At 39.9% G+C, this 13,509-nt stretch carries 12 protein-coding genes and 2 tRNA genes; 7 read left to right on the top strand and 7 right to left on the bottom strand.

Going from position 1 to position 13,509, the window contains the following annotated elements; genetic code table 11:
* Nucleotides 1–5 precede the first annotated feature (5 nt).
* A complete protein-coding gene (locus tag GVK91_RS03375; protein WP_159726911.1) occupies nt 6–755 on the bottom strand; it encodes an NUDIX domain-containing protein in 750 nt (249 codons plus the stop codon).
* Between the two features lie 312 nt (nt 756–1,067).
* Here GVK91_RS03375 and GVK91_RS03370 point away from each other — a divergent pair, with 312 nt between their 5' ends.
* Nucleotides 1,068–3,380: a glycoside hydrolase family 3 N-terminal domain-containing protein gene (locus tag GVK91_RS03370; protein WP_159726909.1), complete on the top strand. Its 2,313-nt coding sequence runs from the start codon at nt 1,068–1,070 to the stop codon at nt 3,378–3,380.
* A gap of 159 nt (nt 3,381–3,539) precedes the next feature.
* Here GVK91_RS03370 and GVK91_RS03365 read toward each other — a convergent pair.
* A tRNA-Arg gene (locus GVK91_RS03365) sits at nt 3,540–3,613 on the bottom strand.
* Between the two features lie 185 nt (nt 3,614–3,798).
* Between GVK91_RS03365 and GVK91_RS03360 the strand changes: the two genes are divergently transcribed.
* The 5 genes from GVK91_RS03360 (at nt 3,799) to GVK91_RS03340 (ending at nt 7,287) form a co-directional block, all read left to right on the top strand.
* Complete coding sequence (locus GVK91_RS03360; RefSeq protein ID WP_153848580.1) at nt 3,799–4,317, top strand: YceI family protein; 519 nt, start codon at nt 3,799–3,801, stop codon at nt 4,315–4,317.
* Between the two features lie 55 nt (nt 4,318–4,372).
* Nucleotides 4,373–4,460: transfer RNA gene (locus GVK91_RS03355), tRNA-Ser, on the top strand.
* 1,361 nt (nt 4,461–5,821) lie between these two features.
* Nucleotides 5,822–6,313, top strand: coding sequence for a hypothetical protein (locus GVK91_RS03350; RefSeq protein WP_153845874.1), 492 nt, complete (start codon nt 5,822–5,824; stop codon nt 6,311–6,313).
* Between the two features lie 134 nt (nt 6,314–6,447).
* On the top strand, nt 6,448–6,750 hold the full coding sequence (locus tag GVK91_RS03345; protein ID WP_088161428.1) for an MGMT family protein: 303 nt from the start codon (nt 6,448–6,450) through the stop codon (nt 6,748–6,750).
* A 9-nt stretch (nt 6,751–6,759) separates the two neighbouring features.
* Nucleotides 6,760–7,287: a DUF1697 domain-containing protein gene (locus GVK91_RS03340; RefSeq protein ID WP_159726907.1), complete on the top strand. Its 528-nt coding sequence runs from the start codon at nt 6,760–6,762 to the stop codon at nt 7,285–7,287.
* Between the two features lie 101 nt (nt 7,288–7,388).
* On the opposite strand, the gene mgrA is transcribed toward GVK91_RS03340, so the two are convergent.
* Nucleotides 7,389–8,420, bottom strand: a complete 1,032-nt coding sequence (gene mgrA / locus GVK91_RS03335) for an L-glyceraldehyde 3-phosphate reductase (protein WP_159726905.1) — start codon at nt 8,418–8,420, stop codon at nt 7,389–7,391.
* A 219-nt stretch (nt 8,421–8,639) separates the two neighbouring features.
* Between mgrA and GVK91_RS03330 the strand changes: the two genes are divergently transcribed.
* Complete coding sequence (locus GVK91_RS03330; RefSeq protein ID WP_159726903.1) at nt 8,640–9,281, top strand: peptidylprolyl isomerase; 642 nt, start codon at nt 8,640–8,642, stop codon at nt 9,279–9,281.
* 52 nt (nt 9,282–9,333) lie between these two features.
* Here GVK91_RS03330 and GVK91_RS03325 read toward each other — a convergent pair whose 3' ends face one another.
* The 4 genes from GVK91_RS03325 to GVK91_RS03310 all read right to left on the bottom strand — a co-directional run bounded on the left by GVK91_RS03325 (nt 9,334) and on the right by GVK91_RS03310 (nt 13,357).
* Complete coding sequence (locus GVK91_RS03325; protein WP_075992464.1) at nt 9,334–9,969, bottom strand: HdeD family acid-resistance protein; 636 nt, start codon at nt 9,967–9,969, stop codon at nt 9,334–9,336.
* A 99-nt stretch (nt 9,970–10,068) separates the two neighbouring features.
* Entirely contained in the window at nt 10,069–11,409 is a 1,341-nt protein-coding gene (locus GVK91_RS03320) for a TolC family protein (RefSeq protein ID WP_159726901.1), read from the bottom strand.
* Nucleotides 11,410–11,493: 84 nt separating this feature from the next.
* Entirely contained in the window at nt 11,494–12,342 is an 849-nt protein-coding gene (locus GVK91_RS03315; RefSeq protein WP_159726899.1) for an AraC family transcriptional regulator, read from the bottom strand.
* A 175-nt stretch (nt 12,343–12,517) separates the two neighbouring features.
* Nucleotides 12,518–13,357 (bottom strand): aldo/keto reductase, encoded by an 840-nt coding sequence (locus GVK91_RS03310; protein WP_159726897.1) that lies wholly within the window; start codon nt 13,355–13,357, stop codon nt 12,518–12,520.
* Nucleotides 13,358–13,509 lie beyond the last annotated feature (152 nt).

Raw genomic sequence — 13,509 nt, 5'->3', positions numbered from 1 at the left:
TTGTACTACCAGGTATTTAAGCCTTCCTGTAAGATATTATTATAGGTTTCCACGTTGAACTTATAGAGGTCGGGAGCTTTATGGGCTCCACCTTTCCGCTGTTCGCTAAGTTTTTGAAGGATACCCATGTTTTTCATTTTACGATAAAAATTGCCTCGATTAAGTTTTTTACCGAGTACTGTTTCGTAGAGCCCTTGCAAGTCGGGCAGTGTAAACTTGTCTGGTAGTAAATTGTATCCTATTGGTTTGTAAGAAAGCCGCTCGCGAAGAGTCCGAAGAGCCTTGTTGATGATTTTGCGGTGGTCCATGGTGATATTAAGTTCAGTGATGTCCTTAAAGTCGATCCACTGGCAGGTCTCACTTAAGGAATCAGGTTGAGGAACAACATGTTTGTAATTTACCAGCGCGTAGTAACCAATTGAAATAAAACGCTGTTTGTTCCACAGTGTGTCGGGGTAATCCGCAAAGGATTGCTGGCTGCGCTGCGGGCTTCCAAATACAGCGAATTCTTCCAAGAAGATATCCTTTACACCCGAGCGTTCATAAAGTACGCGTTTGACCGCCTCGTCAGTATCTTCCTCTTTCCCTACATAGCCTCCAGGAAGAAACCACTCTTTATTGTAGTTCATTTTTAGTAAAAGGATTCTCAAAGAACCTTGGTCGAAGCCAAAGACGACGGTATCTACAGAAATGTGAGGTAGAAATTTTTCATAACTCTCTGCCGATGCGTTAATAATCTGTGTTCTGAAATCCATGTACTTTCTGTCTTTGGCTTAATATTACAAAAAAATATCTCAATGGGAGGCAAGTTGGCCGATAAAAGTCGAACAATACTTTGTGTGACAAATTACATTGGGGGCTTTTTTGTTAAAACAATATATTGATAGTTAGCTTTTTGTGTTATTTCGTTGATTTTATTTTGTAATTGAACAAAAAGGTTGTACAATTGTATTGCTTCATAACGAAGCAATATAAGTAACTGATTATAACGTATCAAGCCAAATGTTTTTATTGCCGATAAGGCGAACGTTTTGACTACGAACTCATTTATTAAAATAACAGATTATATGAACGCAAGGAAACTACTATTCGCTTCATCTTTCAGTCTATTTTTAACGTTTTCGGCACAAGCCCAGGTTTACCAAAAGATTGAGAATAAATACGGCCCTGTATTGGGGTATTCGACAACTTCGGGAGTGAAGATCCTAAGCATTGCTGGAAATAAATTTAAGGATCTCAATCGAAATGGGAAATTAGATCGCTATGAAGACTGGCGTTTGACACCAGAGGAGCGTGCCAAAGATCTCGCCTCAAAATTATCTATCGATCAGATTGCTGGACTTATGTTATATAGCAGACATCAAGCTTTACCAGCACCGGCCCTTGGATTTATGGCAGGTACCTATAAAGGAAAAAATTACCAGGAAGGTCTTGTTTCACCTTGGGCTCTAACCGATCAGCAGCGCGAATTTCTGGAGAAGGATGGGCTTAGGCATGTCCTGTTAACGGCAGTAAAAGATCCGGAAACCGCTGCCCGCTGGAATAATGAGTTGCAGGGTTTTGTGGAAGGGTTGGGATGGGGTATCCCGGCGAATAATAGTTCCGATCCACGTCATAATGCTGTTGTCAGTGCGGAGTTCAATGCAGGGGCAGGGGGACAAATTTCGATGTGGCCGGATGGACTTGCGATGGCGGCGACATTCGATCCGGCTATCGTTAAACGTTTTGGGCAAGTGGCGGCTTCGGAATATCGATCATTGGGCATCACGACGGCATTATCGCCACAGATAGATTTGGGTACCGAGCCGCGTTGGTACCGCATTGGTATGACTTTCGGAGAGAGCCCAGAGTTGACCACAGCCATGGCTAGAGCTTATATTGATGGCTTTCAGACATCGAGCGGGAAAGACGAAATTGCCTTAGGTTGGGGGTATAAGAGTGTCAATGCTATGGTGAAACATTGGCCCAGTGGAGGGCCTGAGGAAGGTGGTCGGGACGGGCATTGGGCTATTGGAAAGTTTGCGGTATATCCAGGTGATAATCTGAAGCAACATATTATTCCATTTGTCAATGGAGCTTTCCAGTTGACTGGAAAGACGAGCAAAGCTGCCGCAGTTATGCCCTATTATACGATTTCTTTTGGTCAGGACAAGAAGAATGGTGAAAATGTGGGAAATGGTTATAGCAAATATTTGCTTACCGACTTGTTGCGCGGCACCTACGGTTATGATGGTGTGATCTGTTCGGACTGGTTGATTACAGGAGATGAAGCGCCTAAGCCAGATGGATTTGCAGGTAAACCCTGGGGGGTAGAACAGCTGTCGGTAGCAGAGCGTCATTATAAAGCATTAATGGCAGGTGTAGATCAATTTGGAGGTAATAACGATAAGGCTCCTGTTTTGACGGCCTATGAACTGGGTGTGAAAGAGCACGGACAGAAATTTATGAGACAACGATTTGAGGCTTCCGCTAGAAGGCTTCTGTTGAATATTTTCCGGGTAGGGCTTTTTGAAAATCCATATTTGGATGTCGAGGAAAGTCGTGCCACTGTCGGAAATCCCCTCTATATGAAGGAGGGCTACGACGCACAGGTAAAGTCCGTTGTTTTACTAAAGAATAGTAATCAGCAATTGCCTATTCGTGGACGGAAGAAAGTTTATGTTCCGAAGATGTATAGGGCAGCAATGAAAGATTGGTGGGGAAACTATACACAGGCGCGATTGGAATACCCCGCCAACATCGATCTCTTGCGGAAATATGCGGATGTAACCGATAACCCCAATGAAGCTGATCTTGCAATCGTGTTTGTACAGAGCCCGATCAGTGCCGAAGGTGGGTATAGCGAAAGGGATCGCAGGAATGGTGGAAATGGCTATGTTCCCATTTCCTTGCAATATGGCACTTATACCGCCTCAAACGCAAGAGCGGAGAGTATTGCTGCGGGTGATCCAGTAATCGATCCATCGATTAGGAATAGGTCTTATAAGAATAAAATGGTGACTGCTGCTAATGTGATGGATCTTCAGACGATATTGGATACGAAGGATATGATGAAAGATAAACCAGTTCTGGTTGCTGTAACTGCCAACAAGCCGATGGTATTTGCCGAGTTTGAAAAGGAAGTCTCTGGTATTGTTTTGAATTTTGGCGTATCGACACAGGCTGTATTGGATGTTATGTTTGGAAAGTATGAACCATCTGGTCTTTTACCGGTTCAAATGCCAGCGAATATGACTACAGTAGAGAAGCAAGCAGAGGATGTGCCCTTTGATATGGAGGTATATGTTGATCAAGCCGGACATGCTTACGATTTTGGTTATGGTTTGAACTGGTCGGGTGTAATTAAAGATGAGCGCGTGCGCGAGTTTGTTAAGAAATAGGTTTGATTATATGGTCAATTTAAAAATGAGAAACCTTAGCTTATTTTCATCTTCAAGCTCGACTGCCATATCGACGAGATTTTAATGAATCTTAACTTTTGAAACCATATAGTGTATAAAAAGAAAAGCCTCTTTGCGTTGAACAAAGGGGCTTTTAAGTACGCCAATCAGGATTCGAACCTGAGACCGTCGGTTTAGAAAACCGATGCTCTATCCAGCTGAGCTATTGGCGCGTCGCTTTCGGTAATGCAAAAGTAGACATTTGTGTTATATTTCCAAAATATCGCCAACTTTTTTTTGTGGTTTTTCAATAACTGATTGCTTTTCAACAAGATTATTTTATTGATCTAGGTCAAACAAAATGAATAAAACTGCTGTTACCTTTGTGTTATTAAACAAATAGAAAAAACATAAAATTATGGCACAAGGAAAATGGGAACTAGACGCTGCACATAGCGAGATAGAATTCAAAGTAAAACACATGATGATTACGAACGTTAAAGGGAACTTTGACAGTTTTAAAATAGATGTTGACGCCGATGGTGAAGATTTTAAAAATGCCCTAGCGAAAGTTGTTATTGACACTGCGTCCATCAATACGCGTAATGAGCAACGTGATGGTCACTTAAAAAGTGCAGATTTCTTTGATGTGGAGAAATATCCAGCAATTACATTTGAAGCAACAAGCTTGGAGAATAATGAAATTAAAGGAAATTTGACAATCCGTGACGTTTCTAGACCGGTGTCTTTTGACTTAGAATTTGCAGGTATCCAAAAAGATCCTTGGGGAAATACCAAAGCTGGTTTTATTGTAGAGGGCAAAATCAAACGTTCAGAATTTGGCCTTAATTGGAATGCGGCATTGGAAACAGGAGGGGTAATGGTGAGCGACGATGTAAAATTTAGTGCTGATATTCAGTTTATAAAAGCTCAATAAGCACAATATATAAAATAAAATTTGGTAGGAGAGTGGAAATTCGTACTTTTGTCGCGGAGAGTTGGCAGAGTGGTCGAATGCGGCGGTCTTGAAAACCGTTAACTGTCACAGGTTCGGGGGTTCGAATCCCTCACTCTCCGCCAAGTGCAAATTTAAAGTTTTTAAAAAGCACTGAAAAATGTAAAAGTCCTGCAAATCATTGATTTGTAGGACTTTTTTTGTTTGTGGATATTGGTGAAATATGTAAAAATACTCAAAAAGTTTGTGGCACATTCGTGGCACTTTTCAAATTTTTAAAAAGTGCCACAAAAAATATTATTAAGTACTTAATGTTAAGTATATGCTTAGGTTAACGACTTGAGTACTTAAATCTTTGGTTCGACATTTATAACCCTTAAAAAGTTTGATTATGTTAGAACAAAGTTATGGGCTAAACTTCTTTCTAAAGAGCCCAAGAGAAAAAGCCGAACTATCCGCATTGTCTATGTTCGAATTACGGTAGATGGAATTTCAAAAGAATGCTCAAAAAAAAGACATTGGGATGTTACTAGATGGAATCAAAAGGAAGAAATGGCTATTGGCACCAAAGAGGATGCTAAGGAACTGAATTTCTTTTTAGATTCATTTAGAACAAAGATTAATAGTCATAGAACATAACTGTTGAATAATGGTTTTCCTTTCTTAATGCTGTAATGGGTAGGAAATGTTCTTTTTAATATACATAATTGTAAAATATGAAAAGCGGGCAGAGCTATAGCGTGTTAGCTCCGCTCAAATTTTTTCTGAAAAATCAGAAAGAATAGCAAGCACCTTACTAGTTCTTTTTTTATTTAATCTATTCATGAAAAACAACCATTATAAACAAAATCGTGGACTCCTATTATTTATATTAACACCTATTTCTATTTTATTTTCAAGTGATTAAATGATAAAACAACGAGCATTTACGTATATTCATTGAATGAATTTAAATAGTTATTAATTAACTAAATCTAGCTCTATTTGCCCTCATTTTTGGTCGCTTTGTGCAGCCTTCACGCATGCTTATAGTACCTTTAAAGCGCATTTTGCTTTATACATGAACAGTGCTTTATCTGTGCTTTATGTGTGCTTAGCATGTGCTTTATCCCTACTGGGGCTGTGAAGATTCCGTTTTTTTCCTTCGAAAAGGCACTAAAAGGAAAGTGAATATTAACCTATAGTTATAGAAAAACACTTGTTTTTTTGCCCTGTATCAATGTGTTTTGATAGGAAACGGAATGAACAACTTTTTGTTAGGGAATAAAATTTCCAGTCACGAGTGAGTATGGTACTACGAGGAACAGCCTTCGAGCTGATCCAAGGCAACTGATCGGTTTCATATGTAACGAATACAGAGATTGGGAGCACGAAATCCCAATAACTTATGTAAATTAGGTAAGCAGCAAAGAGCGTTGTCTGTTAACAACACAAAACGCTTTTTTTTGTTTAATTATTTACTTATTAGCTTTTAAAGGCATAAAATATGGGCGGAAAATTGATTTTACAGCTCTCGCTTTTGGTCGTACAGCTATTCTTATGGCAAAGCTGTACGCATAACTCACATCGGGTGACAGCAGAAAATAATAAAAATGAGATTACTGCAGTGTCAATTTCTACGGTTGGCGGATTTACAGTAACACCTTCAAAAGGTTATACGATGAAGATAACACGAGATAGTGTTTATTGTCTGTTTTCTGCAATTGATACAGCACAGAGTACGATAAAATCATACGGCAATACGGAAGACAAATGGAACTCGCTATTGGATAAAATTGATTTGGAAAAATTTATTGCCGCTAAAGAGGAGGAATCGCGTCAGCCATACGATGGAATAGATATAAAAATAAGCATTACAACAAAAAAGGGGCAATATGTAAAACTGAATGCTGATGATAACCCTAGCTGGAGTCGTGTATATAGACAATTGGAGGGATCTTTTTCCCCGAAGTTACTTGAAAAAGAAAGTAAACATTAGGCAAGGGAATTAATTAAAAAAACTTTTGCATACAGGAGCTTTTCGTAACTTAGGTTGCTCTTCATTTTTCGCTGCGGAAATAGGAAAGAAGATTTTTTGACATGCTAAACAACGCAAATAAAATATAAATTAACATGGATGAGCAATTCAAACAACAAGTATATGAGGTTGCAAAGCTGATTCCCAAAGGTCGAGTAACGACTTATGGAGCCATAGCAAAAGCTTTAGGTTTTCCTAACCACTCAAGGCACGTTGGGAAAGCGATGGGAGGATGTCCGAAAGATGTTCCTGCCCATCGTGTTATATCAAGTAGCGGTACACTTGCGGTGCCTGGATTTCAAGAACGGCTTGAAGCTGAGGGGCTTGTTGTGAATAATTTACGGATCAAGGATTTTAGGAAGTTGTTTTGGAATCCGATGGACGAATTAATCGATTAATTTAATAACATGAAATACTGTGCTTTTCTACGCGGCGTCAATGTGAAGGGAACCAACATGAAGATGGTAGATGTCTGTCAAGTTTTTAAGGACGCCGGTGTAACTGACGTTACTTCAGTACTGGCTTCTGGAAATATTGTTTTTTCGTCGGACAAAGCGGCCGATCCGCTCAAGCGGCTATTGGAGGAGTGCATGTCGGCATATTTTTCTTATGAAGCTTTTTTATTCATCCGGTCGCAGGAAGAGGTGGAATTGCTGCAGGCAAACATTCCGTTTGAAATGCATACGGACTTCCATGTATATGCTTTTGTAGGGACAGAAGGTGTCGAAACCATACTGATGGATGAATTCAGCAATTCGACGCAGGTGCCAGGGGAGAAGGCTGAAATTGTCAATACGGTCTTTTATTGGCGTGTGCCCAAGGGAAATACTTTGGATTCCAGTTTTGGAAAGGTATTAGGAAAAAAGAATCTTAAAGATAAGATGACAAGCCGGAATATCAACACCTTTGAAAAGATATTGAAAAAAATGGGTTAATCAACGGAAAGAGCCCGGATACTGCCAGGCTCTTTTTTGTTTTATGGAATTCAACCGGGCGCGAAGCGGTTCCCCGGATGAAAACTTCTATGGCATTGATCTTAATCGATCTCAGCCGATTTAGCCCAGATATTAATATGCCCATCTTTTGCATAGAGATCAATTTCGTGAATTTCCTCCGGACTAAACGACAGATTTTTCAGTGCACCAACGCAATCAACGACCTGTTGTGGTCTTGACGCACCAATGAGCGCCGATGTAACCTGCTTCTTACGTAATACCCAGGCAATCGCCATCTGTGCGAGCGACTGTCCTCTACGCTGTGCAATTGCATGTAAAGCCTGGATGTTCTTTTGATTTTCTTCGTTTAGAAATTTCGTCTGAAGTGATTTGGACTGCGAAGCGCGACTATTCTCCGGGATATGCTGTAAATATTTATCAGTGAGCATGCCCTGTGCCAAGGGAGAGAATACGATAGAACCAATGCCTATCTCATCCAAGGTGTCAAGCAAGCCATCGGTTTCTACCCATCTGTTTAACATGGAATAGCTGGGCTGGTGAATAATAAAAGGTGTACCCAATGATTTCAGGATCGCATAGGCCTCTTTTGTGCGTTGCGAGTTATAGGATGAAATACCGACATAAAGTGCTTTTCCGCTGCGGACTAGCTGATCCAGCGCCAACATGGTCTCCTCCAAGGGGGTATTGGGGTCGAAACGATGTGAATAGAAAATATCGACGTAATCGATACCCAGGCGCTTGAGTGATTGCTCGCAGCTTGATATCAGATATTTACGGCTTCCCCATTCTCCATAAGGCCCATTCCACATGTGATATCCTGCTTTTGATGAAATAATCATTTCATCGCGGAGGCCGTAAAATTGTTCTTTTAATATTTGTCCGAAGGCCTTTTCGGCGCTCCCAGCAGGTGGACCGTAATTGTTTGCGAGGTCGAAATGGGTAATTCCCAAGTCAAACGCGGTTGTGCAAATATCAACTTTGGTTTGATGGGGAGTGTCGTCACCGAAATTATGCCACATTCCCAATGAGATGGCAGGCAATAGAAGACCGGATTGACCACAACGATTATAGATCATATCTTGATATCGGTCTGGATTTGCTGTATACTGCATAGTCTTGAATAGTTTTAATCCAAACTAAGATAAATTTATGCTTATTTGCAAGTTTTAATTTTACACGACGTATGTAATTTTTTAGTGCAGGGCAACTTTCCGAAGAATCCAATGCAGATGTCCTTCAAGCGCATTTGGAAAACTACTGCGTGATGTCTTTTATAAATCGAAATTTAATGTATTTTTATATGAAATCTAAGAAACTGATTAATTCGTACTATGAGGAAAATTCTGACCATCCTATGCGTTATTTTTATTGTATTGGGGAATTGTTATGCACAATCAAAACATTTGCTTTTCAATACTGATTTTGGCGATTTTAAAGTTGTACTTTATGACTATACGCCCAATCATCGCGATTTGATGTTGCGATCCATTCGGGATACTGTGTATCAGGGAGCATTGTTTAATCGCATTATTGAAAATTTTGTTGTGCAGGGCGGAGAGCATGATATTGATATTGAAAAACGTGAGGCAGCAGATCCCCTTCATAAAAAACCACGATTGGCAGCAGAGTTTGATGACCGGGCTTTTCATAAAATGGGTGCTCTGGGGGCAGGACGGGATGGAAATCCCGAGAAAGCATCTTTTTTGAATCAGATCTATTTCGTGGTTGGAAAGAAAATCACGGCAGCTGAACTTGATAGTCTGGAATTAAAGAAAGGCATAAAATATACTGCAGCACAACGTAAGGAGTACTTAGCTCGCGGAGGACAGCCAAGACTCGATCATGATTTTACCGTTTTTGGTGAAATTTATGAAGGCTTTGATGTGATCATGAAAATAAGTCGTGTAAAAACGGATAAGCAAGATTATCCACTTCATAAAGTGCCTTTTAAGATTGTTGAAATAAGTAAATAACCTTAACCACGGAATTAATATTGATAAAAAAAAGGGCTTAATTGCCCTTTTTCTATTTACGATGTTGATCAAATTCTTCTTTAAGCTTCTGATAACGCTCTTTCCACTCGTCTGGTAGCTTTTTCGGGATATCTTTGAGACTTTTCAGCTGAAATGCAAATACACAGGCTGCGAAACCAACCGTACTGATAGCCATTCCTGTCCAGATCACCAGTGAGAAACCGGCAAATAGTGGATTCCAAAGCAAGATAAAGCTGAAAATAATGCCTAAAATGGCAAATAACAAATTCCAACCCCAAGATTTACTACCGTAATTTTTGAGATCAAAGGAAAAGGACAGCAGTTGGAAGGATTTAAAAAGTGCATAAAAACCCACGATAAATGCCAAGGTGCTTGCTGACAACAGCGGATTGGCAATGAGCAATATGCCGAATAGGGTATAGAGGATGCCCCCGGTGAGGTACCAGCCCCAACCATCCACTTCATCTTTATTCTGCACAGCAAAAATGATTTCCAAAATACCGGAAATAATAAATGACCATGAAAATAGAATCGCTAATGTGAGAAATGCAGCAACAGGTGTGGAAATGGTATAGAAACCCAAAAGAATTAATAGAATTCCGATAATCAATGGGATATACCAGTGCTTGATGGATGTCCGGATCGTTTTAAAAAATGAATTTGCCATAATAATGAGTTAAAATATTGCAGATAAAAAAGCCTCATTAATTTCTTAACGAGGCCTTACATATATAAAACTGATTAAATTAGGCAAAAGAAAAATGTACTAGATCTTTCCAGTCTCTTTTAAAAGTTTGTAATATGCATACACGATATTGATTTCAGCATTTGTGTATTTCAATTCCGCTTCAAGTTTTGAGTTTGATGCATCCATGATATCGACGATCAACGCCAATTGGTTCAAATACTTTTTCTCAATAATACGATAGTTCTCATCTGCAAGGGCTTTATTGTACTCCAAAGTCTTGCGTTGTGAGTAGGCCTCATTGTATTTAATGTATGCAGTATTAACAGCTACGCTGGTTTTTTGTTTCAGAGCGCTTGCGTATTTCTCGTTTTTTTCAATTTGTAGATCATTTAGCTTAAGCTTTTTTCCTGTTGTGTAGACTGATGAAATCGTATAGCTCAGGGAGATACCAGTATTCCAGGTATTCATGTATTTGTCGATCACCGGCATCACATTGGTGATGGGTTTCACAAGGCTGTTTCCCGCGAATACGCTGAGGGCAGGGGATCGTTCTGATTTTGTAATAGCCTTTTCTGTCAGCAAAAGCTCGGTCTCTTTGGCCGCAAGCTGAAGACCCGGGCTGGATACATAAGCGTCTTGTTTCAAGCTCGCGAGGTCTGCCAGCTGAAATCTGCTATCTAATAGTTTATCATCCGGCTCAATTACTGTACCCTCCTGTAGTCCTAACGCGACTATAAGCTCGTCATTCAGGATTTTCCGATTGTTTTGAATGACCTCTTTCGCTAACTCCAATTCAGATATTTGCAATTGGTTTCGGATGACATCATTTTTGGTGATCATGCCCTGTTTATATAATTTTTCCGTCAGGTCTAGCCTTTTGTGGGCAAGCTCAATATTTTGATTATAGACAGCTTCCTGATTTTTAAGTTTAAATAGATCAAGGTAGTACCCTAAAACCAAAATTTTAATGTTCTGTTCTTCATTCTTATGATCTAATTCAGCCAGCTCCTCACCCAAGGAAGAGGCTTTGATGCTATTTTTTACCACACCTCCTTTCCAGATAAGTTCTTTCGCCTCCAAAGCATAATTATTACCGAAATGGGGTAGAGGTACCTTTTCCGATCCTGATAAGTCTTTGTCGATCAACGCAGCATTGCCGAGGTAAAAAGCAGATGCCGAAGCGCTGATTTCGGGAAGCCTTCTTAATTTTGCAACTTCTGTTTTTTGTTGGGCGATACTTACAGCTGATGCCGAAACGATAAGATTTGGGTGGTTATGGATAGCAAATTCGAACAGTTTTTCAATTGTTATTTTCCGGCTGTTTATGCTGTCTTGACCGTATGTTTGATTGCAAAAGAATGTAAAGAAGCATAACGTCAAGTAAAAACCTATTTTTCGGGCTCTTGACTTCGTATTCATGGTATTTAACTTTGTTTATATATGTGATACAAAGTTAGCATGCCTTGGGGTGACAAGAAATGTTTGATTCCTGCTTTATGATGTTCAATTGGTAACAAGATTAGCTTGCTGTTCACGAAATAGCTTAGGTGTTATCCCGACATGTTTTTTGAAAAACTTGCTAAAAGCATATTGATCTGAAAAATTAAATTCCTGTGAGATCTGATTGATTGTTTTGGTAGAAATGGTGAGCTGCGCTCTAGATTCTGTGACTAGCCAGTTGCTAATAATTTCAGAGGGCGATTCTTTTGTAATCTCCTTGACGCTGATCGACAGGTACTTGATGGAAATATTGAGGCGGTCGGCGTAGAATGCTAGATCGCGCTGTTCTTTGTAGTGATCGGCTATAAGCTGTAAAAAATGCACGGTAATTTCTTCCTTTCTTTTGTTGTGTGTCTTTCCGGAGCTTTCGCCGGCGGTATAGATCACATCGGCCAAAAGGTAAATAATCGCCATAAAAATATTGATATTGGCTTTTTGGAGAAAATCCTTCTTCGGATCGATCGGTTTTTTACGGTTGCTATGTAAAGTGGATAACAATGTCCAGATAGCTTCAAAATCGTTGGGGGCAGGAGTAAAGGGTGTGGAGCGATTGGCATTGATTAACCGATACGCATCGTATCGACTGATCGACAATCGTATTCGGTTGGAAAAATTCCGGTCATAATGGAGTATTTTAAAAACAGCATCGTTACTAATTGCTGTAAAGCTGTAGTACTTATTGTATCCGATAAAGAGGATATTGCCAGCTTGAAGATCGGTGGGGGTACCATTGCTATTGACCTGAATAGAGCCTCTATACAGCAGGATACAAGTCGTCCATAAGGGATGATAGTGGTAGTCTTCTCCGTGCGCAGGAAGTTCCGATTGATCTATAAGTTCTATTTCATTCATTTTTTCAATAAAAAAGTAAGGAATAGCGTAGGCAACTTTACCGCTATAGTAGCAAAAATTTGTTCTATGCTGTTCAGCAAAAAGGGACAATCAATTTCTTTTGTGCTGGAAGCTCTACAATATAGGATTTATGGAGCAGCCTTAGACCGACTCCATAAATTCTGTATTATCGCTCTTAAAAGGCGACTTTTTTAGGGTCCGATCCAGAAAAACCCATTTCAGGGAGTTCGAGGATAGTTTTGATATCGCTTGCTGTCAGCTCAAAATCGTCGATAGCTAAATTTCTTTTTATATTATCGGGATTGGTTGATTTTGGCAGCGGCAAGATGCCCTGGGATAAAGCAAATTTGATACAGATCTGTCCAACACTTGTATTCTTTTCTTTTGCCAGTGCAACGAGTGTTTCATCCTGCAATATTCTGCCCGAACCCAGTGGTGACCAAGCCTGAACAAGGATGTCATTGGATTGGCAGAGCGCCACGGTATCTTCCTGAAGATAACCCGGATGAAATTCAATCTGGTTCACAGCAGGTACGATTGTCGCTGACTCCAATAATTTGGCGAGGTAGTCTTTTGGAAAATTACTCACACCGATAGCTCTTATTTTCCCCTGTTGATACAGATGCTCAAAAGCTCGCCAGGTATCGGCGTTGATGTCAGACCAGTTTGCAAACTGTGTTTCATTGGCTGGCCAGTGAATCAGGTAAAGATCGAGATAATCCAATTGTAGATCGCTGAGTGATTGTTCAAATGCAGCAATTGTCTTATCGTATCCACGCTCGGTATTCCAGAGTTTTGTTGTAATAAACAGTGAATTACGATCTATACCACTGTCTTTTATAGCCTTTCCAACACTCTTTTCGTTTCCATATATAGCCGCAGTGTCAATATGTGTGTATCCAGCGGCAAGAGCTTCTTTAACTGCCTGATAAGCTTCTTCGCCCTCTGGAATTTGCCAAGTTCCAAATCCAATTGCCGGAATTTCAACTCCATTGTTCAATTTGAATGTTTTCATTGTCAGTTGTGTTTTTTAATTTGAGCTAAAATAGGATTTCGCCTGTAGTATCCGGTCACTGAAATGTCAAGAGGGATACTTTTGGGCGGAGGTGAAGCGACTTATTCTGTATTGCCAAAATATATTTATTTTCACAATTTTATTGTCAAAAG

Origin of the sequence: Sphingobacterium sp. 18053, from assembly GCF_902706145.1 — a bacterium.
Lineage (GTDB): Bacteria > Bacteroidota > Bacteroidia > Sphingobacteriales > Sphingobacteriaceae > Sphingobacterium > Sphingobacterium paramultivorum.
Note: the sequence above shows the minus strand (reverse complement) of the source record. Positions and strands in the feature narration are given on the sequence as shown.

Bases quoted from the DNA above. Each gene is read 5' to 3' on its own strand.
- GVK91_RS03375 (WP_159726911.1), bottom strand. From the start codon at position 755: ATGGATTTCAGAACACAGATTATTAACGCATCGGCAGAGAGTTATGAA.
- GVK91_RS03370 (WP_159726909.1), top strand. From the start codon at position 1,068: ATGAACGCAAGGAAACTACTATTCGCTTCATCTTTCAGTCTATTTTTA.
- GVK91_RS03360 (WP_153848580.1), top strand. From the start codon at position 3,799: ATGGCACAAGGAAAATGGGAACTAGACGCTGCACATAGCGAGATAGAA.
- GVK91_RS03350 (WP_153845874.1), top strand. From the start codon at position 5,822: ATGGGCGGAAAATTGATTTTACAGCTCTCGCTTTTGGTCGTACAGCTA.
- GVK91_RS03345 (WP_088161428.1), top strand. From the start codon at position 6,448: ATGGATGAGCAATTCAAACAACAAGTATATGAGGTTGCAAAGCTGATT.
- GVK91_RS03340 (WP_159726907.1), top strand. From the start codon at position 6,760: ATGAAATACTGTGCTTTTCTACGCGGCGTCAATGTGAAGGGAACCAAC.
- mgrA (WP_159726905.1), bottom strand. From the start codon at position 8,420: ATGCAGTATACAGCAAATCCAGACCGATATCAAGATATGATCTATAAT.
- GVK91_RS03330 (WP_159726903.1), top strand. From the start codon at position 8,640: ATGAGGAAAATTCTGACCATCCTATGCGTTATTTTTATTGTATTGGGG.
- GVK91_RS03325 (WP_075992464.1), bottom strand. From the start codon at position 9,969: ATGGCAAATTCATTTTTTAAAACGATCCGGACATCCATCAAGCACTGG.
- GVK91_RS03320 (WP_159726901.1), bottom strand. From the start codon at position 11,409: ATGAATACGAAGTCAAGAGCCCGAAAAATAGGTTTTTACTTGACGTTA.
- GVK91_RS03315 (WP_159726899.1), bottom strand. From the start codon at position 12,342: ATGAATGAAATAGAACTTATAGATCAATCGGAACTTCCTGCGCACGGA.
- GVK91_RS03310 (WP_159726897.1), bottom strand. From the start codon at position 13,357: ATGAAAACATTCAAATTGAACAATGGAGTTGAAATTCCGGCAATTGGA.